Origin of the sequence: Tsukamurella ocularis (assembly GCF_965138335.1) — a bacterium.
Lineage (GTDB): Bacteria > Actinomycetota > Actinomycetes > Mycobacteriales > Mycobacteriaceae > Tsukamurella > Tsukamurella ocularis_A.
The window spans coordinates 1-23734 of record NZ_CBCSDV010000011.1 but is presented as its reverse complement, the minus strand read 5'-3'; the positions used below and the strand labels follow the sequence as shown (position 1 = coordinate 23734).

The 23734-nt window shown below is 72.5% G+C and carries 19 protein-coding genes and 1 rRNA gene; 8 read left to right on the top strand and 12 right to left on the bottom strand.

Translation table 11 applies throughout. From position 1 onward, the window contains the following. The first annotated feature begins 82 nt into the window (after window positions 1-82). From ACNAYW_RS11755 to ACNAYW_RS11735, 5 genes are all read left to right on the top strand, one after another. Window positions 83-733 carry a GntR family transcriptional regulator gene (locus tag ACNAYW_RS11755; protein ID WP_415849881.1) on the top strand — a complete coding sequence of 217 codons (651 nt, stop codon included), beginning with the start codon at window positions 83-85 and terminating at the stop codon, window positions 731-733. A 50-nt stretch (window positions 734-783) separates the two neighbouring features. After that, window positions 784-2829 carry an ATP-dependent DNA helicase gene (locus tag ACNAYW_RS11750; RefSeq protein ID WP_415849880.1) on the top strand — a complete coding sequence of 682 codons (2046 nt, stop codon included), beginning with the start codon at window positions 784-786 and terminating at the stop codon, window positions 2827-2829. 119 nt (window positions 2830-2948) lie between these two features. Next, window positions 2949-4949 (top strand): alpha-1,4-glucan--maltose-1-phosphate maltosyltransferase, encoded by a 2001-nt coding sequence (locus ACNAYW_RS11745; RefSeq protein ID WP_415849879.1) that lies wholly within the window; start codon window positions 2949-2951, stop codon window positions 4947-4949. A 43-nt stretch (window positions 4950-4992) separates the two neighbouring features. Next, the gene (glgB, locus tag ACNAYW_RS11740) at window positions 4993-7188 is read left to right on the top strand and encodes a 1,4-alpha-glucan branching protein GlgB (RefSeq protein WP_415849878.1); all 2196 of its coding nucleotides are present in this window, start codon (window positions 4993-4995) and stop codon (window positions 7186-7188) included. Next, window positions 7188-7928 carry an MBL fold metallo-hydrolase gene (locus tag ACNAYW_RS11735; protein WP_415849877.1) on the top strand — a complete coding sequence of 247 codons (741 nt, stop codon included), beginning with the start codon at window positions 7188-7190 and terminating at the stop codon, window positions 7926-7928. Before glgB ends, ACNAYW_RS11735 begins: the two co-directional genes overlap by 1 nt. Here the strand turns inward: ACNAYW_RS11735 and ACNAYW_RS11730 are convergent. Both ACNAYW_RS11730 and ACNAYW_RS11725 read right to left on the bottom strand, forming a co-directional pair. Continuing rightward, window positions 7915-8394: a lipoprotein LpqH gene (locus ACNAYW_RS11730; RefSeq protein WP_415849876.1), complete on the bottom strand. Its 480-nt coding sequence runs from the start codon at window positions 8392-8394 to the stop codon at window positions 7915-7917. The two genes, ACNAYW_RS11735 and ACNAYW_RS11730, sit on opposite strands and share 14 nt — an antisense overlap. 63 nt (window positions 8395-8457) lie before the next feature. Further along, the gene (locus ACNAYW_RS11725) at window positions 8458-9852 is read right to left on the bottom strand and encodes a malate:quinone oxidoreductase (RefSeq protein WP_415849875.1); all 1395 of its coding nucleotides are present in this window, start codon (window positions 9850-9852) and stop codon (window positions 8458-8460) included. A gap of 92 nt (window positions 9853-9944) precedes the next feature. Between ACNAYW_RS11725 and ACNAYW_RS11720 the strand changes: the two genes are divergently transcribed. Further along, window positions 9945-10820: a LysR family transcriptional regulator gene (locus ACNAYW_RS11720; RefSeq protein ID WP_415849874.1), complete on the top strand. Its 876-nt coding sequence runs from the start codon at window positions 9945-9947 to the stop codon at window positions 10818-10820. A gap of 34 nt (window positions 10821-10854) precedes the next feature. Here ACNAYW_RS11720 and ACNAYW_RS11715 read toward each other — a convergent pair whose 3' ends face one another. From ACNAYW_RS11715 to ACNAYW_RS11685, 7 genes are all read right to left on the bottom strand, one after another. Further along, entirely contained in the window at window positions 10855-12273 is a 1419-nt protein-coding gene (locus ACNAYW_RS11715) for an acyl-CoA synthetase (protein WP_415850007.1), read from the bottom strand. A gap of 38 nt (window positions 12274-12311) precedes the next feature. Beyond that, a complete protein-coding gene (locus ACNAYW_RS11710; protein WP_415849873.1) occupies window positions 12312-13244 on the bottom strand; it encodes an alpha/beta hydrolase in 933 nt (310 codons plus the stop codon). 429 nt (window positions 13245-13673) lie between these two features. Continuing rightward, window positions 13674-14933, bottom strand: coding sequence for an ABC transporter substrate-binding protein (locus tag ACNAYW_RS11705; RefSeq protein ID WP_415849872.1), 1260 nt, complete (start codon window positions 14931-14933; stop codon window positions 13674-13676). A 42-nt stretch (window positions 14934-14975) separates the two neighbouring features. Beyond that, window positions 14976-15911: a tetratricopeptide repeat protein gene (locus ACNAYW_RS11700; protein WP_415849871.1), complete on the bottom strand. Its 936-nt coding sequence runs from the start codon at window positions 15909-15911 to the stop codon at window positions 14976-14978. Between the two features lie 102 nt (window positions 15912-16013). After that, complete coding sequence (locus ACNAYW_RS11695; protein WP_415849870.1) at window positions 16014-18959, bottom strand: alpha/beta fold hydrolase; 2946 nt, start codon at window positions 18957-18959, stop codon at window positions 16014-16016. Between the two features lie 66 nt (window positions 18960-19025). Continuing rightward, window positions 19026-19391: a DUF3817 domain-containing protein gene (locus tag ACNAYW_RS11690; RefSeq protein ID WP_415849869.1), complete on the bottom strand. Its 366-nt coding sequence runs from the start codon at window positions 19389-19391 to the stop codon at window positions 19026-19028. Window positions 19392-19404: 13 nt separating this feature from the next. Continuing rightward, window positions 19405-20631 (bottom strand): acetyl-CoA C-acetyltransferase, encoded by a 1227-nt coding sequence (locus tag ACNAYW_RS11685; protein ID WP_415849868.1) that lies wholly within the window; start codon window positions 20629-20631, stop codon window positions 19405-19407. A 51-nt stretch (window positions 20632-20682) separates the two neighbouring features. Between ACNAYW_RS11685 and mce the strand changes: the two genes are divergently transcribed. Both mce and ACNAYW_RS11675 read left to right on the top strand, forming a co-directional pair. After that, window positions 20683-21198 carry a methylmalonyl-CoA epimerase gene (mce, locus tag ACNAYW_RS11680; protein WP_415849867.1) on the top strand — a complete coding sequence of 172 codons (516 nt, stop codon included), beginning with the start codon at window positions 20683-20685 and terminating at the stop codon, window positions 21196-21198. A 76-nt stretch (window positions 21199-21274) separates the two neighbouring features. After that, a complete protein-coding gene (locus tag ACNAYW_RS11675; RefSeq protein ID WP_415849866.1) occupies window positions 21275-22333 on the top strand; it encodes a coiled-coil domain-containing protein in 1059 nt (352 codons plus the stop codon). On the opposite strand, the gene ACNAYW_RS11670 is transcribed toward ACNAYW_RS11675, so the two are convergent. From ACNAYW_RS11670 to rrf, 3 genes are all read right to left on the bottom strand, one after another. Next, entirely contained in the window at window positions 22330-22626 is a 297-nt protein-coding gene (locus ACNAYW_RS11670) for a hypothetical protein (RefSeq protein WP_415849865.1), read from the bottom strand. The genes ACNAYW_RS11675 and ACNAYW_RS11670 overlap by 4 nt on opposite strands. After that, window positions 22626-23321 (bottom strand): endonuclease NucS, encoded by a 696-nt coding sequence (gene nucS, locus ACNAYW_RS11665; protein ID WP_415849864.1) that lies wholly within the window; start codon window positions 23319-23321, stop codon window positions 22626-22628. The genes ACNAYW_RS11670 and nucS overlap by 1 nt, the downstream gene beginning before the upstream one ends. A 185-nt stretch (window positions 23322-23506) precedes the next feature. Next, window positions 23507-23623, bottom strand: a 5S ribosomal RNA gene (gene rrf, locus ACNAYW_RS11660). Window positions 23624-23734 lie beyond the last annotated feature (111 nt).

Genomic DNA, 23734 nt, shown 5'->3' with positions numbered 1-23734 from the left:
CCTTCCCAACTGGTATCCCAGTTGTATCCCACCGACCCGGGTACTGTCCAGAGGTCCGACGACACCGCAGCGAAGGAGCGCCATGCCCGCATCCGACGGCGCCCCGACCGCGGCCGAGCGCGCCCACGCCCACATCCGCGACGCCATCGTGGGCGGCGGGCTCGAGCCGGGCACGATGCTCAGCGAGAACGCGCTGGCCGGCGAGCTCTCGATGAGTCGCACCCCCGTCCGCGCCGCGCTGGCGCGGCTCCAGGAGGAGGGCTGGGTCCGCATCTACCCCCAGCGCGGCGCGCAGGTGCAGGGCCTCTCTCCGCGCGAGATCCGGGAGTCCGCGCAGCTGCGCCTGGCGCTGGAGTCCGCGGGCGTCTTCCACTCCACCGAGGCCGCGCGGCGGCACCTCGACGAGCGCATGCGGCCGAACCTCGCGGAACAGGAGCGGGCCCTGCGCGCCGGCGACTTCCCGGCCTTCGCCGAGGCCGCGATGGCCTTCCACAACGCCTTCGTCGATCTCGCGGGCAACGAGCTGATGTCGGCGACCTATGCGCGGCTGCGGGACCGCCAGCGGTTCTCCCTGACCCACCACGCGGGCCGGATCATCGGCGACGCGGACCACACCATCGCCGACCACCGCGCCGTCCTCGCGGCCGCCGTCGCGGGCGATTCCGTCGAGTTCACGCGGCTCCTCGACGCCCACCAGCGCGACAGCTACGGCACCGGCGGCCCGCACCTGTAGGCACCGAGGGCCTCCCCGGCGCGGAGCGCCCCGGCGGCTAGACTCCCCGGGTGACCGAACCGCCGATCGTGCCGAAACTGCTGGACACCGCGGTCACCGCGCTCGGCGGCAGCAAGCGCGAGGGCCAGGTGCGGATGGCCGCGGCCGTCGCCCACTCCCTCGACACCGGCGAGCACCTCGCCGTGCAGGCGGGCACCGGCACCGGCAAATCGCTCGCCTACCTCGTCCCCGCGATGCGGCACGCCGTCACCTCCGGCAAGACCGTGGTGGTGAGCACGGCCACCATCGCGCTGCAGAGCCAGCTCGTGGACCGCGACCTGCCCCGGCTGGCGAAGGCGCTCACGAAGGACCTGGGCCGCGAGCCCGAGTTCGCGATCCTCAAGGGCCGCGGGAACTACCTGTGCCTCAACAAGTTGCACAGCTCGGTGGCCTCCGAACCGGACAGCGAGGAGCTCTTCGACCCCTTCGCCGCCTCGCGGCTCGGCCGGGAGATGAAGCGGCTGCGCGAGTGGAGCAGCGACACCGAGACGGGAGACCGGGACGAGGTGACCCCGGCGGTCTCCGACCAGTCCTGGCGCCTCGTCAGCGTCGGCGCGCGGGAGTGCCTCGGCGCCACCAACTGCACCTACGGGCAGGACTGCTTCGCGGAGGCCGCGCGCAAGCGCACCGGGCAGGTGGACGTGGTCGTGACCAACCACGCGCTGCTCGCGATCGACGCCATGACCGAGGTCAAGGTGCTCCCCGACCACGACGCCGTCATCGTCGACGAGGCGCACGAGCTGGTGGACCGGGTCACCTCGGTCGCCACCGCCGAGCTCACCGGTGCCACCGTCGCGGCCGCCGCCCGCCGCGCCGGGAAGCTGGTCGAGGAGGAGATCGCCGACTCCCTCGTCGCGGCCTCGGAGGGCCTGACCCGCCTGCTCGACGATTCCGGCACGCGCCGCTGGCTCGGCCTTCCCGACGGTGCCGGCCCTGCCCTCGCCGCGGTCCGCGACGCCGCCTGGGCGACCCGCACCGCCGTCGGACCCGCGCGCGGCGGGGGCCTCGACTCCGACGCCGCGGCGGCCCGCAGCGCCGCCCTCACCGCGCTCGACGACGTGCACGACACCGCCGTCCGGGTGCTCACCGCCTTCGACGAGCCCGACGAGTCCAAGCGCCGCGACGTGGTGTGGACCTCCGACGTCCCGAACCGCGGCGGGGGCTTCCGCCGGACGCTGTACGTCGCGCCCCTGTCGGTCGGCGGCCTCCTGCGCACGCGCCTGTTCGGCGAGTCGACGGTGGTCCTCACCTCCGCCACGCTCGCGGTGGGCGGCGCCTTCGACACCGTCGCCGGATCGTGGGGCCTGCCCCGCGCGGGCGGGGACGTGCCCGCGGCCGAACCCGACCGGGACCCCGCGCTCGCGACCGGCAAGAAGCCGGACGCGAAGCTCGAGTGGAGCCACATCGACGTCGGCTCGCCCTTCGACTACGGCAGGTCCGGCATCCTGTACGTCGCGACGAAGCTGCCGCCGCCCGGGCGCGACGGGACGGCGCCCGCGATCCTCGACGAGATCGAGACCCTCCTCACCGCCGCCGGCGGCCGCACCCTGGGGCTGTTCAGCTCGACCCGCGCCGCGAAGGCGGCGGCCGAGGCGCTGCGCGAGCGGGTGGACACCCCCATCCTGTGCCAGGGCGAGGGCAACACCGGCCAGCTGGTGCGGGACTTCGCCGCGGATCCGGCGACGTCGCTGTTCGGGACGCTCAGCCTCTGGCAGGGCGTCGACGTGCCGGGTCCCTCGCTCTCGCTCGTACTCATCGACCGGATCCCGTTCCCCCGCCCCGACGACCCGCTGCTGACCGCCCGGCAGCGCGCCGTCGAATCGCGCGGCGGCAACGGCTTCATGGCCGTCGCGGCCACCCACGCCGCCCTGCTGCTGGCGCAGGGCGTGGGCCGGCTGCTGCGCTCGACCGAGGACAAGGGCGTGGTCGCGGTGTTGGACTCGCGGCTCGCGACGGCGCGCTACGGCGGCTTCCTGCGGGCCTCGCTCCCACCGTTCTGGGAGACCGCGAACCGGGACACCGCGGTCGCGGCGCTGCAGCGTCTCGCGCAGTCCTGAGCCCGATTCCGGACCCGCCCGGACACAACTGGAAAGACCCGCAGGCAGGGCGGCACGCGGGCCCGCACGAGCCGGGAGTACTCGCCCGTAAACCGGCCGCTTCGACTACCGTTGACCCGGTGACAGGGCGCATCGGCATCGACGACATCGAACCCGTGGTGTCGGGCGGGCAGTACCCGGGCAAGGCGGTCGTCGGCGAGGTGGTGCCGGTGTCCGCGACCGTCTGGCGCGAGGGCCACGACGCCGTCGCGGCGTCGGTCGTGGTGACGGGGCCGGACGGCGCCTCCACCTACATCCGCATGTCGCCCGCGGCCGAACCGGACCGCTTCCACGCGGTGTTCCGCCCCGATCTCACGGGCTACTGGTCGCTCCGGATCGAGGGGTGGTCGGATCCCGCCACCACGTGGCGCAGCGCGGTGCAGAAGAAGCTCGCCGCCGGCCAGGGCCCCGCGGAGCTGGCGAACGACCTCGAACTCGGGGCGCGCCTGCTCGAGCGCGCCGCGGCCGGGGTGCCCGACGGTGACCGGGGCCCCGTCCTCGCCGCGGCCGCCGCGCTCCGCGACGGTGACCGCAGCCTCGTCGAACGGACCGGCGCCGCACTGCATCCCGATATCACCCGGCTGCTGCAGCAGTACCCCGTGCGGGAGCTGATCACCAAGTCGCGCACCTACCGGATCTGGGTCGATCGCACCCGCGCGCTGTTCGGCTCGTGGTACGAACTCTTCCCGCGCTCCACCGGCGGCTGGGACGCCGAGGGCCGGCCCGTCCACGGCACCTTCCACACCGCCGCCGAGGAGCTGCCGCGGATCGCGGAGATGGGCTTCGACATCGTCTACCTCCCGCCGATCCACCCCATCGGGAAGGTGAACCGCAAGGGCCGCAACAACACCCTCACCCCCGACGAGCACGACGTCGGCGTCCCGTGGGCGATCGGCTCCGACGAGGGCGGGCACGACGCGGTGCATCCCGCGCTCGGGACGCTGGACGATTTCGACTACTTCGTGCAGCGCACCCGCGACCTGGGCATGGAGGTCGCGCTCGACCTCGCCTTCCAGGCCGCGCCGGATCACCCCTGGGCGAGGGAGCATCCGGAATGGTTCACCGTGCTGCCCGACGGGACCATCGCCTACGCGGAGAACCCGCCGAAGAAGTACCAGGACATCTATCCGATCAACTTCGACGAGGACCGGGTGGGCATCTACCGGGAGCTGTTGCGGGTCACGCTGTTCTGGGTGCAGCGCGGCGTCGAGATCTTCCGGGTGGACAACCCGCACACCAAGCCGCCGGACTTCTGGTACTGGTTGATCGCCGAGGTCAAGAAGGTCAACCCGAACGTCCTGTTCCTCGCCGAGGCCTTCACCCGCCCGGCGCGCATGTACGGACTCGCCAAGGCCGGGTTCACCCAGAGCTACACGTACTTCACGTGGCGCACCGCCAAGTGGGAGCTCGAGGAGTTCGCGCGGGAGCACGCGGCGCAGGCCGACGTGTGCCGGCCGAACCTGTGGGTGAACACGCCCGACATCCTGCACGAGAGCCTGCAGCACGGCGGGCCGGGCATGTTCGCGATCCGGGCCGCGCTCGCGGGCACCCTGTCCCCCAGCTGGGGCATGTACTCGGGCTACGAGCTCTACGAGCACGTCCCGCTCCGTGAGGGCAGCGAGGAGTACCTCGATTCCGAGAAGTACGAGCTGCGCCCGCGCGATTACAAGTCCGCGCAGAGCCGCGGCGAATCGCTGGAGCCGTGGATCACGCGGCTCAACGAGATCCGCCGCCGCCACCCGGCCCTGCAGCAACTGCGGAACCTGCACTTCCACGCCGTCGACAACGACGCCCTGATCGCCTACAGCAAGCACGACGCGACCACCGGCGATCTGGTCCTGGTGGTGGTGAACCTCAACCCGTTCGCGGCCGAGGCGGGCAACGTCTGGCTGGACCTGCCGGCGCTGGGCCGGGACTGGCACGAGCGCTTCCCCGTGCGCGACGAGGTCTCCGGCGAGGTGTACCACTGGGGCCAGGCGAACTTCGTCCGGCTGGAGCCCTGGCGCAACGTGGCCCACATCCTCGCCCTCCCGCACCTCGACCCGCAGCAGCGCCGGGAACTGTCCTACCGGGAGCCCTAGCGGCGCAACGGCCCTGCACACCTGCTGAGGAAGGCCCCATGCAATGACCGAGAACCCCGCCGCGGCTGCGGCCGTCGATCCCGATACCGCCGCCCGCCTGCTCTCCGGCACCCACCACGATCCGCATGCGATCCTGGGCGCGCACCCGACGCCGCGCGGCACCGTGCTGCGCGCGCTCAAGCCCGGCGCCACCGCCGTCGCCGCCGTGATCGGTGGCGAGAGCTACCCGCTGGCGCAGCTGCAGGGCGCGCTGTGGGGCACGGAGGTGCCGATCACCGACCTCGCCGACTACCGGTACGAGGTGCTCTACCCCGCGGGCAGCACCGTCGTGGCCGACGGCTACCGCTTCCTGCCGACGATCGGCGAGCTCGACCAGCACCTGATCGCGGAGGGCCGGCACGAGCGGCTGTGGGACGTGCTCGGCGCGCACCTGCGCAGCTACACCACCCCCGACGGCGAGGTATCGGGCACCTCGTTCGCGGTGTGGGCGCCGAACGCCCGCGGCGTCACCGTGATCGGCGACTTCGAGTACTGGTCCGGCGAGTCCTACCCGATGCGCACACTCGGCTCGTCGGGCGTCTGGGAGGTCTTCGTCCCCGGCGTCGGCGACGGCGCGGCCTACAAGTTCCGGATCTTCACCGAGGGCGGCGGCACCGTCGAGAAGGCCGACCCGATGGCGCGGCGCACCGAGGTGCCCCCCGCCACGGCGTCGATCGTCACGCACAGCGTCCACGAGTGGCGCGACGCCGCGTGGATCGCCGAGCGGGCCAAGCAGATCCCCACGGACCGGCCGATGAGCACCTACGAGGTGCACCTGGGCTCGTGGCGGCAGGGCCTGAGCTACCTCGACCTCGCGCGCGAGCTCGCCGACTACGTCACCGAGACGGGCTTCACGCACGTCGAGCTGATGCCGGTCGCGGAGCACCCCTTCGGCGGATCCTGGGGCTACCAGGTCACCTCGTACTACGCGCCCACCTCACGGTTCGGCACCCCGGACGAGTTCCGCGAGTTCGTGGACGTACTGCACGCGCGCGGGATCGGCATCATCGTGGACTGGGTGCCCGCCCACTTCCCCAAGGACGCCTGGGCCCTCGCGCGGTTCGACGGCAAGGCGCTGTACGAGCACGGCGACCCGCAGCGCGGCGAGCAGCTGGACTGGGGCACGTACGTCTTCGACTTCGGGCGCCGTGAGGTGCGGAACTTCCTGGTGGCCAACGCCCTGTACTGGTTCGACGAGTTCCACGTCGACGGCCTGCGCGTGGACGCCGTCGCGTCGATGCTCTACCTCGACTACTCGCGCCCCGAGGGCGGCTGGACCCCGAACGTCTACGGCGGCCGGGAGAACCTGGAGGCGGTCGAGTTCCTGCAGGAGATGAACGCCACCGTGCACAAGCTCTTCCCCGGGGTCGTGACGGTGGCCGAGGAGTCGACGAGCTGGCCGGGCGTGACCCGCCCGACGAATCTGGGCGGCCTCGGTTTCACCATGAAGTGGAACATGGGCTGGATGCACGACACCCTGGGCTATCTGGGGCGCGACCAGGTGCACCGCAACTTCCACCACCACGAGGTCACCTTCTCGCTGATGTACGCGTGGAGCGAGAACTTCGTGCTCCCGATCAGCCACGACGAGGTGGTGCACGGCAAGGGCACGCTCTGGACGCGGATGCCGGGCGATGCGCACACCAAGGCGTCGGGGGTGCGCGCGCTCCTGGCGTACATGTGGGGCCATCCCGGCAAGCAGCTGCTGTTCATGGGCCAGGAGTTCGGGCAGGTCCGGGAGTGGTCCGAGGAGCGTTCGCTCGACTGGGACAGCCTCGACGGCTGGGAGGGCGAGCTGCACGCCGGGATCCAAGCGCTGACGCGGGATCTCAACGCCGCGTACCGCGCGCATCCCGCGCTGTGGAGCCAGGACACCACCCCGTCGGGCTACGAGTGGGTGGATGCGAACGACTCGCAGAACAACGTGCTCAGCTTCCTGCGCTGGGGCAGCGACGGTTCCGTGGTGCTGTGCCTGTACAACTTCTCCGGGCAGACGCACGAGCGCTACCGCGTGGGCGTGCCCTTCGCGGGCTCCTGGCGCGAGATCCTCAACACGGACTCCGCGGACTACGAGGGCACGGGCGCCGGCAACATGGGCGGCGTGACCGCGGAGGCGCGGTCCTGGCACGGCCGCGAAGCCTCCGCGGAGGTCGTGCTCGGCCCCAACTCCGCCCTCTGGCTCACTTTCGACGGGCAGTGATGCGCGAGCTCGCGCCCGGCGTCTGGTTCGGCGCCGGCACGCACGTCAACTTCCTCGCCCTGGTCGACGGTGCCGACGTCACCCTCATCGACGCGGGATGGACCGGCGACGTCGACCGCGTCGAGGCGCAGCTGGCGTCGATCGGCCGCCGCCCGCAGGACGTGCGGGCGATCCTGGTGACCCACGCGCACATCGACCACGTGGGCGGCATCGCGCAGTTGCACGAGCGGTACGGCACGCCCGTGCTCGCGCACCCCGACGAGCTGGCGCACGCGCGCGGCGAGACGCACGAACAGGTCGCGCCCGCGCAGATGCTCCCGATCGCGTGGCGGCCCCGCACCTGGCGCTGGATGGCGGACGTCGCCCGCGTCGGCGTCCTGGGGCACGTGGAGATGCCCTACGCCGAGGCGTTCCCGGTGCCCGCGGACGGCGCCGCGCTGGATCTGCCCGGCGCCCCGGTGCCCGTGCTCTGCGCGGGCCACACCTCGGGCCACACCGCCTACCTGCTGCCGGGCGGCGTCGTCGCGACCGGCGATGCGCTCGTGACCGGCCACCCGCTCGCGGGGACGACGGGGCCGCAGCTGCTGCCGGGCTTCTTCAGCCACGACGTGCCCCGCACGCTCGCGACGCTCGACGCGATCGCCGCGCTGGACGCCGACCAGCTGGCCCCCGGCCACGGCGAGCCGTGGCGCGGGGACCCGGCCGACGCCGTGGCCCGGGCGCGCGCTACTTACAGGTGACGTCGATCTCGAAGTCCTTCGAGACCATGCCCGCCATCGGGTTCGACACGCTGGCGCCGGTCGCCGTACCGGTGATGGTGTAGCGGTCGCCGTCGACCTTCACGGTCGCCTTGCCCACGCCCGGACCGACCGCGAGGGCGGTGCCGTCCACGGTGATCCCGACGGTCTCGACGGTGGGCGGGTTGCCGTCCTTGATCGTCGCGCCGACGCCGCCGGAGGCGCCGCCCGCGCCGACCGCGAAGCGGTCGCCCTGCTTGGTGCAGCCCACGTTGCTCAGGTCGACGCCGGTCAGGTCTTTGCCGTCCACCTTGACGACGGTCTTGGCGTCGGTGCTCGCGGACGCGGTGTTCGTGGCCGCGGTGTTCGTGGCCGCGGTGTCCGAGCCCTTGCCCGACCCGCCGCCACAGGCGGTGAGTCCGATCGACGCGAAGACCACCGCCGAGGCGATGACGAGGGAGCGATTCATAGCGGGCCTCCTTAGGCACGGAACCGGATTCGGGCGTATCGCCCGAGAGGAGGAAAGCACACCTCAGTGCGCGACGGGCGACTTCTCGGAGTTGTTGTGCAGTCCCACAGGCGCGCTGATCCCCCACCGGACGAGCAGATCCTGCATGATCGGCACCGCGGTACTGGCGCCGGGCGAGGCGCCGAGCAGGCCCGCGATCGTGCCGTCCGCACCGGTCACGAGCTCGGTGCCCTGCTGCAGCACGCCGATGCGGCGGCGGTCCGGGGTCACCAGCTGGGCGCGCTGTCCCGCGGCGACGAGCTCCCACTGCGCCGGATCGGCGGCCGGGTAGAACCGCTGCAACTGCGCGAACCTCGCCCGCCTGCTCGCCGTCAGCTGCCCGATGAGGTACCGCACCAGGCCCAGGTTCTGCAGCGCGGCGGCGGCGACCACGTGCAGGTTGCCGGGCCGGAGCGTGGTGAAGAAGTCCGTGAGCCGGCCCCGCTTGAGCAGCTTCGTGCTGAACGTCGCGTACGGGCCGAACAGGAGGTGGTCGGCACCGTCGACGTAGCGCCGGTCCAGGTGCGGCACCGACATGGGCGGCGCGCCGATCTCCGCCTGTCCGTACACCTTCCCGTCGAGGCGGCGGGCGACGTCGGGGTCCGAGCAGCGGAGGAAGGCGGCGCCGACGGGGAGCACGGCGTAGCCGCGCACCTCGGGCAGGCGGGCGCTCTGCAGCAGGCGCAGGGCCTTGCCGCCGGCGCCCACGAAGACGCGCCGGCTGCGAAGGGCGAAGCGTCCCTCGGGTCCCCGGCCGCGCACCGTCCACCCCGCGAGAGTGCGGCGCAGCCGCGTCACCTCGTGGCCGAGGCGCACCTCGCCGCCGGCGTCCGTGATGATCGCCGTGAGGCCGCGGGTGAGCGCGCCGAAGTCGACGTCGGTGCCGTCGGGATGGCGCGTGGCGGCCATGCGGCCCCACAGGGAATCGGGTCCGCGCCCCTCCATCACCAGCGGCGCCCACGACCGGATGGTCTCCGGGTTCTCCGTGTACTCCATCGCCGCGAACTCCGGGTGCGCGCGCAGGGTCTCGTAGCGCTGCCGCAGGTAGGCCATGTCGCGCTCGCCGAAGACCACGTCGAGATGCGGGACCGCGTGCCGGAATCCGTCGTCGAGCAGGCCGTCCGCGACGAGCCCGTCCCACCAGGCTCGGGTGCGCCCGAACTGCTCGACCATCGACAGCGGCTTGCTGCCGTCGGTGGGGTCGGGCATGTAATTGAGTTCGCAGAAGCCGCTGTGGCCGGTGCCTGCGTTGTTCCACGGCCCGCTGCTCTCGGTGGCGAGCGCGTCGGCGCGCTCCAGCAGGAGGATCCGCCAGTCCGGCCGCTCCTGGGCGAGCATCGCGCCGAGCGTCGCGGACATGATGCCGCCGCCGATCAGGACGACGTCGGCATCGAATCCCTGGGTGGAGTGCGTGACCATCGGAACCTCCTGGAGAACTGTGCGTACCGGTCCAGCATCGGTCGCACACCAACCATCCGTCCAATGAAGTAATGCGGCGATATGATCCGCATATGGATCAATGGATGAGCCTGCTCGCCCCGCAGCTGCAGGCACTCGCCGAGCTGGCGGCGCACGACGGCCACATGACGCGGGCCGCCGCCGCCCTCGGGGTGCCCCAGTCCTCCATGAGCCGACGGATCCACGCCCTCGAGACCGATCTGCGGACGCCCCTCCTCGTGCACTCCGGCCGCACGGTCCGGCTCACTCCGGCCGGCGAGGCGCTCGCGGTGCGGATCCGGGAGCCGCTCCACGAACTGGCCCTCGCCATCGACGCGGTGGTCGGCACGGGCGACGGCGAGCACGGCACCGTCCGGTTCGGCTTCCCGCTCACCATGGGCTCGGGCCACCTCCCGGACCTGCTCTCCGCGTTCCGCCGGGCATACCCGGGCATCACCGTGACCCTCAAACAGGGGCACGGCTCGGAACTGGTCCGCGACCTCGGGACGGGGGCGCTGGACCTCGCCGTCACCATCCCGCCGCCGGAGCGCCTGCCGCACACCGTGATCGGATCCCAGGAGATCCTCGCCGTCCTCCCCCGCACGCACGCCCTGGCCGGGGCCCAGCGGATCCGGCTGGCCCGGTTGCGGTCCGAGACCTTCATCGCCAACCCGCCCGACTACCACCTGCGCGGCACCACCGAGCGCTGGTGCGCCGCGGCCGGTTTCACGCCGGAGATCGCCGTCGAGGTCACCGAGTTCGCGACGATCCGCGAGCTGATCGCCCGCGGGCTCGGCGTCGCCCTGCTTCCGCACGACGACCGCGCACCGTCGGGCGTGGTGGAGGTGCCGCTGGCGGGCGAGCACCGCCGCGCCGTGGCCCTCGCCCGCGCGACCGCCACCCTCGCCCCGGCCACCCGGCACCTGCACGATTTCGTGCTGTCGCACTGAGGACAGCGGTGCACGACGGTCGTCGCGGCGGCGATCAGCCCAGGAGCAGCTTCTTCTGCACCTTGCCCATCGGATTGCGCGGGAGGTCGTCGACGAAGCGGATCTCCCTCGGACGCTTGTGCTTCGACAACGTCTCCCCGACGAATTCGACGATCGCGGCCGCGGCCGCGTCGTCGCGCGGACCGTCGGCGACCAGGAAGGCGACGAGGCGCTGCCCGAGGTCGTCGTCGGGCAGGCCGACCACGGCGGCCTCGCGGACGTCGGCGTGCCCCAGCAGCGCCGCCTCGATCTCGCCCGCGCCGACGCGGAAGCCGCCGGTCTTGATCAGGTCGGTGGACGCCCGGCCGACGATGCGGTGGAAGCCGGACGGGTCGATCACCGCGACATCGCCCGTGTCGAACCAGCCGTCGCCGATCCACGATTCGGCGGTGGCCTCCGGGCGGCCCAGGTACTGCGTGCCGACCATCGGGCCGCGGATCTGGAGGGCGCCGATGGATTCGCCGTCGTGCGGCGCATCCTCGCCCGATTCCGCGATGATCCGTGACTCCACGCCCGTGATGGGCACGCCGACCCAGCCCGGGCGGCGCTCACCGTCGACGCGGGCGCTCACGGTGATCAGGGTCTCCGTCATGCCGTAGCGCTCCACGATCTCGTGACCGGTGAGCTCGCGGATCCGCTCGAAGACGGGCGCGGGCAGCGGCGCGCTGCCGGAGATCAGGACGCGGGCCCCGCGCAGCGCCGCTGCGGATTCCGGGTCGCGCGCGACGCGCGACCACACGGTGGGCACCCCGAAGTACATCGTTCCGCCCGCGGCCGCGTAGGCCTCAGGGGTCGGCTTCCCGGTGTGCACCAGTGGGCTGCCGATGCGCAGCGGACCGAGGACGCCGAGGATCAGGCCGTGAACGTGGAACAGCGGGAGACCGTGCACGAGAGTGTCGCTCGCGGTCCAGGCCCACGCATCGGCGAGGCCGTCGATGCAGGCGGCGATGGCGGCGCGGCGGATCGGCACGCCCTTCGGCGCGCCCGTCGTGCCCGAGGTGTACATGAGGAGCGCCGTCGCGGCGGCGGGCGGCTCGGGCAGCGCGTGCCAGCCCCGGGCGTGCTCGCGGACCGGGACCGCGGGCAGGCCGTGCGGGTCCTCCGGCGTGGCACCGAGCCACGCCTGCGCGCCGGAATCCGTGAGCACGTGCGCGATCTCGGCGGTGCCCGAGTCGGGCGGGACGGGGACGACGGGGACGCCCGCCCGGAGCCCGCCGACGATGGCGATCACGGTGGCGAGCGTGGGCTCGGCCCACACCGCGACCGGGCCGCGCACGCCGAGTCCGTTCAGCCGCTCGGCGACGGCCGTGGAGGCGCCGATCAGCTCGGTCCGGGTCAGCGTGCGGCCGCCGACGGTGACGGCCGGCTCACCGTCGGAGCCGGGCGGGACGGGCGTGATGGTGTGCGGCAGCAGCATGGGCCCAGCCTATGCTGCCCGCTGTAGCGGCGCGGTCAGGCGGCGCGGTACTGCAGGCGGGCGTCGAACGCCGCCTCGAGGAACAGCGTGGTGATCTGGACGGCCTGCTCGCTCTCGGGCGTCGCGCCCGCGAGTACGGGGAAGGCGTGCACGCCGCCCTGGTAGAGGTGCAGCTCGCACGGCCTGCCCGCGCGGTCGAGGCGGGCGTGCAGGCGCTCGGCGTCGACGCGCAGCATCTCGTCGGTACAGGCGATGACGAGCGCGGGCGGGAACGCCGACGGCTCGATCTCGGTGGCGTCGTCGTGGCCGCGGGCGGCGACGGGGCCGCGGTCGAAGAAGTCGCGGAGCCCGGCGAGCTTGCCCGCGGTGAGGTAGGCGTCGTCGATGTCGTGCCTCGGGTCGTCGTCGGTGACGGTGGGCGTGAGCAGCGGCGAGAAGCCGAAATAGGCGGCCGGGGTGTGCGCCGCGTCGAGATAGGCCAGCTCGACCACCTTGGCCGAGATGTAGCCGCCCGCGGAATCGCCGCCCACGGCGACCTGGGCATAGCGCCCGGAATCCGCGACGGCCCGGTACACGCGGTACCCGTCGTCGACGGACGTGCCCACACCCACGGCCGGCAGCTGGCGGTAGTCGACGTTGAAGACGGTGACGCCCAGCGCACGCGCCAGGGCGGCGGCGACGCGGCGATGCGTACTCGGCCCGCCGGCGAGGAAGGCCCCGCCGTGGTAGTAGCAGATCGCGACGTCGGGCCGAAGATCGCCCGCGGTGGGCACGAGCCGCTCCACGGGCACGCCGGCGAGCTCGATCCGCTCCACCTCGACATCGTTCGGCATCCACCCGATCAGGTTCGCCAGGCTCTCACCCATCGCGAGCGGAGCGAACGACCAGGCGCGCACCGGGTACAGCGCGATCAAGGGCTTGAGCAACAGGCGTGCGCCCGCGATGGCCAACGCCGACTGGACGCTCACACCGCGATGTTCGGTGACCGACATCATCGTCTCCTCTCGCCCGGCCGGCGGAGGGCCGAACAGAACCGGTTCAGACTAGGCCGATGCATCCGATAGATCCAGCGAATCCGCCTATCAGCGCTCTCGGCGTGTCCCGGTCGGCGGCGCTCCCGTGGCCGTGACGCAGGTCATGCACGGCCCGCCGGAGCCGCCGTCCGTTGCCCGACGAGGACGATCCATCGATCCGCTACCAGGTACAACGCCACCGGCGGGGCTATCGATACCGTCGCGGCCGCGCCGATCGCGGGCACGGTCGCCGATGGCGCCGCAACGCGGCTCACGACCATCGACGACCGGCGGCGGAGCCGCTCGCTCACGCTCGGCCGGAGGAACGCGTTCCAGGTCCCGACGCGGGACCCGTCGCGAACGGCATCGTGCTCGGCCCCGTCCTCAGCGCGGGAACCGCTCGAGTTCCTGCTCGACCACCGACGCGACCCCGCGCAGCTCGGCCATCGGGTCGGCACCGCCGCGGATCACCCGGTCGAGCGCGTCGCGGTAGGCGGCGGCGCTGCGCGAGGTCCAGAGCAACGGGGTCTGCGGATGCCCCACGGTGTTCACCAGGTCGGCGGCCTCGTTGAACAGGCCGGTCGCCAGTTGCGTGGCCTGCGGCACCAGCGAGCGCCGCGACGGGACGTGCAGACCGTAGGTCTGCGCCCAGTCGAGCTGCAGGTCGGTGCGTTCGACCCACAACCACCGCACGAACCGCTTGGCCCGCTCGACGTCGCCGTGCGCGTTGACCGCGGCTCCGTACGCACCGAACGGCACGCTCGTACCGCCGTTCGTGCCGATGGCCGGGAAGGGCCGCACGCCGACGTCGTCGCCGAGCGCCGCCCGGATCGCGGGCAGCGCCCACAGGCCCGTCCACTGCATCGCCGTCCGTCCCGCGATGAAGGCACCGGGATCCGGCCAGTCCTGGGGCTCCCCGAGCAGCAGATCCCCCGAGGTGAAGAGCCCGCGCATGGTTGCCAGGCCGGCCGCGACCTCCTCGTCGACGAAGCCCGGCCTGCGGTCGGGCGTCAGGTAGTCGTGACCGGACGACCACAGCAGGACGCCGCCGAGGACGTCGACTCCGCCGCTGTTGCCGAGGAAGAGCCCCTTGACCGTGCCGCGGTTCAGCTCCCGCGCGCCCGACACCAGTTCGTCGAGCGTGCGGGGCGGCACCACACCGGCTTGGGCGAGGAGGGACTTCCGGTAGACCAGCAACTGCATGTCGGTGACCTGCGGGATGCCGTACACCCGGCCGTCCAGGGTCATCCGGTCGAGCAGCGCGGGGGTGAAGTCGGAGCGCGCATCGCCCAGGAGGTCGGTGAGATCGGCGACCTGGCCGGCGGCGATCATGTCGATCGTGGGGCCGTTGGGGAACTCGAAGACATCGGGCCCGTCGCCGCTCACCAGCGCCGAGGAGAGCTTCTGGTCGTACTCGCCCGGGAAGCTGCTGACCCGCACGCCGCCCCCCGGGTAGTCGGACGCGTACCGGGCGAGCGCCTCCGTGGCGCCGCGCTCGCCGTACTGGTGGAACCACGCCCGCAGGTCACCCCGTGCGGCGTCGCCGCGGCCGGTGTCGTCATCGCACGCCGCGAGCGCGCCCGCGAGCGTCAGGCCACCGAGACCCGCGAGCAACGCGCGCCGGGACACACCGTCGTCAGACACGGAGTAAGTATCGCAAACCTGCTGCCTCGGGGAACCCGGCCGTCAGAACAGCGCGCCCGCCAGGTCGCGCCGCGCCGCGAGGACCACGGGATCCGCCGGATCGAAGAGTTCGAAGAGCTCCAGCAGCCGGGTGCGCAGCGCCGAGCGGTCGTCGCCCGCCGTGACGCGGATACCGGCGATCAGCCGGTCGAAGGCGCCCTTCGGCGAGCCGGTGAGGAGTTCCTCGTCGGCGGCGGCGAGTGCCAGCGCGACCCTCTCCTCACCCGTCGCCCCGGCCGCCGCATCGGCCCGCGCGATCGCCCCCGGCTCGCCGCGGGTGGCGCGGGCGAAGAAGGCCATCTGCTTGACCGCCGCTGCCGCCTCGGCGTCGCCCGGATTCGCGTGCAGGATCGCCTCGTAGGCCGCGCGCGCGCCGTCGTAGTCCCCGTCCGCCGCGAGCTGCTCGGCGGCCTCCCGCCGCGGGTCCGACGGGGCCTCGCCCGCCGTCGCCCCGCCGCCTCCGAACTCGGGCGGGAGCTGGGCGAGGACGTCGTCGAGCCACTGGCGGGCCGCCGGCTCCGGCTGCGCGCCGGCGAACGCCGTCACCGCACGGCCCCCCGCGACGGCGACCACCATGGGAACGGACTGCGCCCCGAAGGCCTGCGCGACGCCCGGCGCGCCGTCGACGTCCGCGCGGGCGAGGGTCCACCGGCCGGCGTCGTCCGCCGCGAGCTTCTCCAGGACCGCGGACATCGCCTGCGACTGTTCGCTGTACGACGCGGCGAGCAGCACCACGACCAGCTGGTTCGCGGAGCGGTCGATGACCTCCGCCGGAAAACTCTGGTCCGTCACGTCGACCACGCCGGGCCCGGGTGCGCCGCCGGCCTCCCCGCCCCCGCCCGACGGTGCCGGCCGGGACTGCTGCGCGGCCTTCGCCTCCGCGCGGGCCTTGAGGCCCGAGAGGTCGACCGCTCCCGCCATGGCTGCGGCGGTGCGCAACGCCCGTTCCTGATCCTGCCTGGATGCGCCTCGAGGTGTAGTCACCCCTCCATCTTGGCACGCCCCGTCCGGTGGCCGCCCGGGGCGATCACCCGCCCCGGATCAGTGGTAGCGCTGCTGGTCCGGGTCGAACCGCCAGGAGGTCGGGCCCGGTTCGGGCATCCCGGCGGCGGCGAGCGCGGCCCGCCGCGGTCGGTACCAGCTGGTGAGCGGCACCTCGTCGACGATGTGCACCGCGTCGGGGTACTGGCCGTGCCGGCCGGCGAAGGCGTCGCTGATCTCGTCGGCGCTCAGTTCCGCGTCGGACCGGACGGTGACCGCGGCGACGACGCGGGGGGCGTCGTCGGCCCCGTCGCCCGGCACCTGGTACACGACGGCCTGCTCGACCTGCCCGAGTTGCTCCAGGACGTCCGTGATCGGGATGGAGTAGACGGGGCCGCGCTCGGTGACGGCGACGGTGCGGACGTCGTCGACCAGCCAGTAGTCGCCGTCCTCGTCGCGGCGGAAGAGGTGCCCCGTCGAGAACCAGGCGTCGCCCGGCCGGAAGACGCCCCGCAGCAGCACGTCCCGATGGGTGACGTCGGGATCGGCGCGCCCGATGAGCACGCCCACCTCGCCGTCGCCGACCGCCTGGAGGAAGCCGTCGCCGTCCTCGACGAAGCGGCCCGAGTCGAAGTAGTAGTCGACGAGGGCCACATCGGCGCTGCCCGGGAGACGCCTGCCCTTCGCGCCCGGTTTGCCGCCCCGCACCTTGGCGAGCACGATCTCACCCTCGGTGGACGCGTAGAACTCGATCACCTGCGCGTCGAAGGTCTCGCCGACGCGGCGGGAGAGCTCCGCCGACATGCCGGAGCCGATGAAGGCGCGCACCGGGTGGTAGCGCGGGATCTCCAGTCCGGGGGTGTCGAGCACCGCCCGCATGAGGTTCCACGTGTAGCAGACCACCGTGACCCCGTAGCGCTGCACCTCGACCATGAACCGCTCCGGGTCGAAGTCGCGGGTGAGGGCGATGCGTGAGCCGCCGGCGAGCGCGCCGCCGAGGCTGGTCATGAGGCCCGAGCTGTGGCTGAGGGGCGTGAGGCAGTAGACGGTGTCGCTCTGCGAGAGCCGCGCCGCCGAGGCGGTGCCGAAGGCGGAGAGTGCCCACCGGCCGTTCGTGACCCGCTTGGCCCGCAACCGGCCGCCGACCTCGGAGAACATGACGAAGGCCAGATCGCGGCCCAGCCCGGCGTCGGGCCGGTACCACCGCGGGATGCGCACGTTGTCCGGATCGACCTGCTCCAGGTCGACCAGCTCCGCCCCGAGGTCCTGCCGGGCGGCACCCGGCCGGTCGCGACGGTCGCCGCCGCCGACCACGAAGACCCGCTCCGCGACGGCCGCGGCGTCCCGCGCGTGCTCGGGGTCGGTGACCACCGCGGTGGCCTCCCCCAGCCGCAGCGCGGCGGCGTAGTCGGTGCCCGGAGGAAGCAGCACCGCCACGGCGCCGAGCCGCGACAGCGCGGCCATCGCGACGAGCGCCGACGGACGGGTGTGCATGAGGACGCCCACGTGCTCGCCCTGGCGCACCCCGACCTGGATCAGGCCGCTGACGACGCGGTCGATGCGCTCGTTCACGGCGTGCTTGGTGTGCACGCGGTCCTCGTAGAGGAAGAGTTCGCCGTGCGGATCGGCCGCGGCCTGTTCGGCGAGCAGCTTGCCGAGCGAGACCTGGGTGTGCGCCTGGAGCTGGCCGAGTCGGGCCAGCTTGGGCAGGCCGCGGGTGACCTCGCGCGCCACGGCGGAGGCGCCCGCCGCGGCACCCGACGCCGCGTCGAGCACGTCGCGCGCCGCGACGAACCCGACGGTGGCGATGCCGCCCAGCCCGGCGACGAGCGGGTTGACGCCGACGTCGCGCCCGTCGTCGGGCTGCATCACGGCGACGTTCTCGGGCTGCGGGCCGCGGCCCTCCTGCCAGTTGATCCACTGCGTCACCGTCGGATAGGTGACCGCGCCGGCCGAGCTGCCGACGACGAGGCCGAAGTGGCCGGCCGAGACCTGCGCCTCGTAGACCTTCGCCTTGGGAGCGGCCTGCAGGATGCCGCGGACCGCGCTGGGCCGGCCGATCTGGTCGGAGAGGCCGACGAAGGCCAGCACAGGGCTGGTGATCGAGGCCAGCGAGACGGCGTCGCCGTCGATCGCGAACCCACCCGTGAGCATCCGGTTGTGCACGACGAACTGCTTGAGCAGGTCGGCGACCGCGGGCCCGGCGTACGCGACCCAGCCGTCGGCCTCGAGGAACCGGCGCTGGTCCTCCCGAGGGAGCAGGGCGTCGCGGTCGTGCAGCTGCCGCACGAAGTCGAGCCGCGAGCGGACCGCCTTCACCGGATTGAGCATCTCGAAACCGCGCTGCACCATCCAGCTGGGCAGGTAGAAGCGGTTGAAGACGTGGTCGGCGACGAACTCGGCGCCCTTGTTCACCAGCGCGGGCGGGGCGCCGAGAGGCAGGCCCGCCGAGATGTCCACGGGGCTGCCGAAGGTCACCAGGCTCGCGATGGACCGCGACTGCCGGTACGCGGCCACCTGGTAGCAGAACATGCCGCCCTGCGAATAGCCGCCGATGTGCACGTCGCGGCCGCGGAACGCGGCCACCTGCTCGATGGCCCTGGAGATGGCGACGACGTGGTCGGCGAGGTTGCGCTCGAGGCCGCCCTCCTCGCGGTCGGGGGCGCCGAAGTCGATGACCCACGGGTCGAGGCCCGCGCGGTGCAGCACCGAGACGGCGCCGTTGTTCTCCGTGACGTCGAAGACGTTGGCGTCGACCATCATCGGCGGCACCAGCAGGATCACCGGACGGTCGTCGACGGCGGGCGCCGGCGCCCGGTCCGCGAAGTACCGCCGGAGCCGGTACATCGGGGACCGCTCGACGACCGCGAACTGCGAGGGCTTCGCCCCCGTCTCGAGACCGCCCTGCGTGAGCACCTCGAAGCCGTTGCGCGCCGTCGCCGCCAGGCGGTTCACCGACGCCTCGAGAGCCTTCCCGCCGGGCAGCCCACCCAGGATGTCCACCATGTGCCCCACCTCTCCACAGCTTCCGTCAGCGAGTCAACGTACCGGCAGGCGGGGCGTCACGGCGTCCTAACCGCCGATCGCGTCGGCCGGCTCGGCCTTCGCGGCCGCCGCCGGGGCGGCGGGCGCGTCGAGCTTGCCGGCGCGCTGCGCCCACACCTCGAAGACCACGGAGCAGAAGGGCAGGACGGTGGCGAGCAGGCCGAGCGCCAGGGTCTTGATGTCCCACTTGCGGGCGTACGCGGCGGCGAGCGTCAGCACGACCAGCACCATGAACACGATGCCGTGGGTCATGCCCGGCTTGGCGACGGCCTCTTCGTTCCCGCCGACCCACTTGCCGTACATGCCGATCAGGAGCCAGACCCAGGTGAGCGCCTCCGCGAAGGCGACCACCTTGAAGGCGGTGATGATCTTGGACGCGAGGGATTCGTTCATCGGTGGTGCTTCTCTACTTCCCGGGGACGGTGATGATGAGCGCGTCGCCCTGGCCGCCGGCGCCGCACAGGCCGGCGGCACCGGTGCCGCCGCCGCGGCGGGCGAGCTCGAGCGCGAGGTGCAGGACGATGCGGGCGCCGGACGCGCCGAGCGGGTGGCCGATGGCGATGGCGCCACCGTCGACGTTGACCTTGTCGGCGTCGACACCGAGGTCGGCGGTGGACGCGAGGCCGACGGCCGCGAAGGCCTCGTTGATCTCGAGGAGGTCGAGGTCGGCCGGCGTGATGCCCTGCTTGTCGCACGCCTTCTTGATGGCGTTGGACGGCTGGTGCTGCAGCGAGGAGTCGGGGCCGGCGACGACGCCGTGGGCGCCGATCTCGGCGAGGTAGTCGAGACCCAGCTCCTGGGCCTTGCTCTTGCGCATCACGATGACCGCGACGGCGCCGTCGGTGAGCTGGGAGGCGTTACCGGCGGTGATGCTGCCGTCCTTGGCGAAGGCCGGGCGCAGCTTGGCGAGGGATTCGGCGGTCGTGTCGCCACGGACGCCCTCGTCCTCGGTGACGCGGATCGGCTCGCCCCGGCGCTGCGGGATCTCGACGGGGACGACCTCGTCGGCGAACTTGCCCGCGGCCCAGGCCTCGGCCGCCTTGCGGTGCGAGTCGGCGGCGAAGGCGTCCTGCTCCTCGCGCGAGTAGGTCACCGCATCGGTGGTGTTGAGCTGCTCGGTGAGGCCGCCCATCGGCTGATCGGTGAAGACGTCGTGCAGGCCGTCGTAGGCGGTGTGGTCGAGCATCTCGACGCTGCCGTACTTGTGGCCCTCGCGGCTGCCGGTGAGGATGTGCGGCGCCTGCGTCATCGACTCCTGCCCACCGGCGACGACGACCTCGTACTCGCCGGCCCGGATCAGCTGGTCGGCGAGGGCGATGGCGTTGATGCCCGACAGGCACATCTTGTTGATGGTCAGCGTGGGCACGTCCCACGGGACGCCGCCCGCGATCGCGGCCTGCCGGGCGGGCATCTGCCCGGCGCCGGCGGTGAGGACCTGGCCCATGATCACGTAGTCGATCGTCTGCGGGTCGACGCCGCTCTTCTCGAGCGCGCCACGGATGGCGACGGCGCCGAGGTCGGTGCCCGACTGCGACTTCAGCGCGCCGAGCAGCTTGCCGAAGGGCGTCCGAGCGCCGGCGACGATGACCGTCGGATCATGACCGGCGTCCTGGGCGGGTGCGTTCGGGGCCACTTCGTTCCTCCTCGTGGGCGTGGATCTTCCCCTCAAAGCTACATTCGAGGCATGACGGAGAGCCAATCGCGACAAACAGATCACACCGCCCACGGCGAGCACCCCGCCGCGCATGCGGTCCCCGCCGAATTCGTGCTGGGCATCGACCACGTCGGCGTCGCCGTGTCCGATTTCGACGCGGCCCTCGAGTGGTACGCCCGCGTGCTGGGGATGGTCTGCACGCACGAGGAGATCAACGAGGCGCAGGGCGTCCGCGAGGGCATGCTCTCCCCCGCCTCGCTGCCGGCGGCCGGCGGCGCACCGTCGAGCGCGGCGCAGCTCCAGGTTCTCGCCCCGCTGACCCCCGAGTCGACCATCGCGAAGTTCCTCGACCGCAACGGCCCGGGCATGCAGCAGCTGGCGTACCGGGTCTCGGACCTCGCGGCGGTCACCGCGCACCTGCAGGAGCAGGGCGTGCGCCTGCTGTACGACGCGCCGCGGGCCGGCACCGCGGGCTCCCGGATCAACTTCGTGCACCCCAAGGACGCCGGCGGGATCCTGGTCGAACTGGTCGAACCCGCATCCTGACCGGGGCGGACCACAATTCGGACCATTTGCGACTGCTGACGCCGCGTGCGCGGGCGGCCCACGTACCATTCGGAGCATGGCGAATACGGACAACAACCCGGGCGGCCCGGCGCCCGCACCGTTCGCGGTGGTCCTGCGTGGTTACGACCGGGACCAGGTCACCGAACAGTTCCACCGGTACCAGGCCGAGCTGCGGGTTCTCGCCGCCGACCGCGACGCGGCGTCGGCGCACGCGCGCGAACTGACGGACCTCCTCGACGAGGCGCAGGACGAGATCGATAACCTGCGCCGCGAGGTGGACCGCCTCAGCGTCCCGCCGACGAGCGCCGAGGGCATGAGCGATCGCATCGCCCGCATGATGCGCCTCGCCTCCGACGAGGCCTCGGAGATCCGGGCGGCGGCCGAGAACGAGTCCGCCGAGGTCCGGTCCCTGGCGCGGCAGGAGGCCGAGAGCACGCGTCGCGAGGCCGACCGCCTGCGCGCCGACATGACGTCGCGACGCGAGGCGATGGAGGCCGAGCACGAGAAGACCATGAAGGAGGCGCACGCCGAGGCGGAGCGCATCCGGGCCGAGGCGGAGGCCGAATCGGAGAAGCTGGCCCAGTCCGCGGCGCAGAACCGCGAACGCGTCCAGAACGACTTCGACATGGCGATGTCCATGCGCCGGGACAAGGCGATCCGCACGATCACCGAGCTCGAGGACGCGTCGAAGGAAGAGGCGCGGGAGCGCATCGATTCGGCGAACGAGCGCGCGGAGCAGACCCTCAACACCGCGAACGCGACCGCCGAGCAGAAGCTCGAGGACACCAACACCCGGATCGCCACGCAGGTGGCGAACGCCCGCCGGATCACCGAGGACATGCAGTCGCTGCGCGCGTCGATCCTCGATCAGCTGGAGACGGTGCGCCGCCAGCTCTCGCTGGTGCCCGAAGCGCTCGCGACGGGCGACGGCGAGCCGCAGGTCGTCGAGCAGCGGCTCGATCCCGCCCCGTTCACCGCCGCGCCGGCCCCCAAGGCGGCGCACGTCACCGACGACGCCCCCACCGCGGCGCAGCGCGCGCAGCAGGTCCTGGGCGCCGACGACTTCGCCGCCGACGAGGCGGTCACGGAGCAGGTCACCATCGACAAGCGCTAGGAGCGGCCGCGCCGGCCGGCCTCCCGGGACCAGCACCCGCGGTGCCAGTGCCGTCGGTCGGCGACGCCCCCGCTCTCGGCCGACGGCCACACCACCACGTGCGCCGTCCCCGCGGCGATCACCTGGTGGCATCCCGGGCACCGGTAGTCCTTGACCGCGCCCGTCCCGGTGACGGTGCGCACCTGGTAGGCGGCGTCGCCCAGTTCCATCCGGGTGCCGAATCCGCCGGCGCTGAGCGGACGGTGCCCGTCGCGCGCGGCCGCGCGCTTGCGGGACACGGGCCTGCGGCCCATCAGAAGAGCTTGTAGGACGTGTCCTCGGTGCCGCGCAGCACGTCGTAATCGACGGTGACGCACCGGATGCCGCGATCCTCCGCGAGAGTCCGGGCCTGCGGCTTGACCTGCTGGGCCGCCAGGATGCCCGTGACGGGCGCGATCAGCGGATCCCGGTTGAGGAGCTCGAGGTAGCGGGTCAGCTGTTCCACGCCGTCGATCTCCGCGCGCCGCTTGACCTCCACCGCCACCGTGCCGCCGTCGGCGTCCCGGCACAGCAGGTCGACGGGGCCGATGGCCGTCATGTACTCGCGCCGGATCAGCGTGTAGCCCTCCCCGAAGGTGTAGGTGTGCTCGGCCAGGAGTTCCTGCAGGTGCGCCTCGACGCCGTCCTTCACCAGGCCCGGATCGACGCCCAGGTCGTGGCTGCTGTCGTGCTCGACCGCGCCGATAAGGATGCGGAGCTGCTCCTCCGCCTTGTTCCGGACGATCCAGAGCTGATGCCCCTCCGGCACGTCCTTCGCGTCGTCCTCGGGCGGCGAGGTCTCGAGCCAGCAGGGCGGGCTCATCCAGTTGAGGGGCTTGTAGGCGCGATCGTCGGCGTGGATGCTGACGGAACCGTCGGCCTTCACCAGGATCAGGCGCCGCGCCATCGGGAGGTGGGCGGTGAGCCGGCCCACGTAGTCGACCTGGCATTCGGCAATCACAACACGCACGAGCTCCACCTTACGGTACGGGTCCGACGGTGCCGCGGCGCCTCGGCACCCCCTCCGCCGGCGCGGCGGGCTGATTCGAGCGAGGTCCGAGGTGTGCCGCGACGATTTCCGGAAACGAAGAAAACCCCCGTGCCGGGAGCATTTCTGCTCACCGACCCGAGGGTCTTCTCCTGTATCTAATTTTAGTCCGGCGGTGTCCTACTCTCCCACACCCTCGCGAGTGCAGTACCATCGGCGCTGGAGGGCTTAGCTTCCGGGTTCGGAATGGAGCCGGGCGTTTCCCCTCCGCTATGACCGCCGTAACACTGCGAAACAACACACTCGTGTGCTGTCTCAGACATTGCATAGTGGACGCGAACCAGACCACGGTCTGGTTTCTGTTGTTGTTACACGCTTACATTCTGTGAGCTACG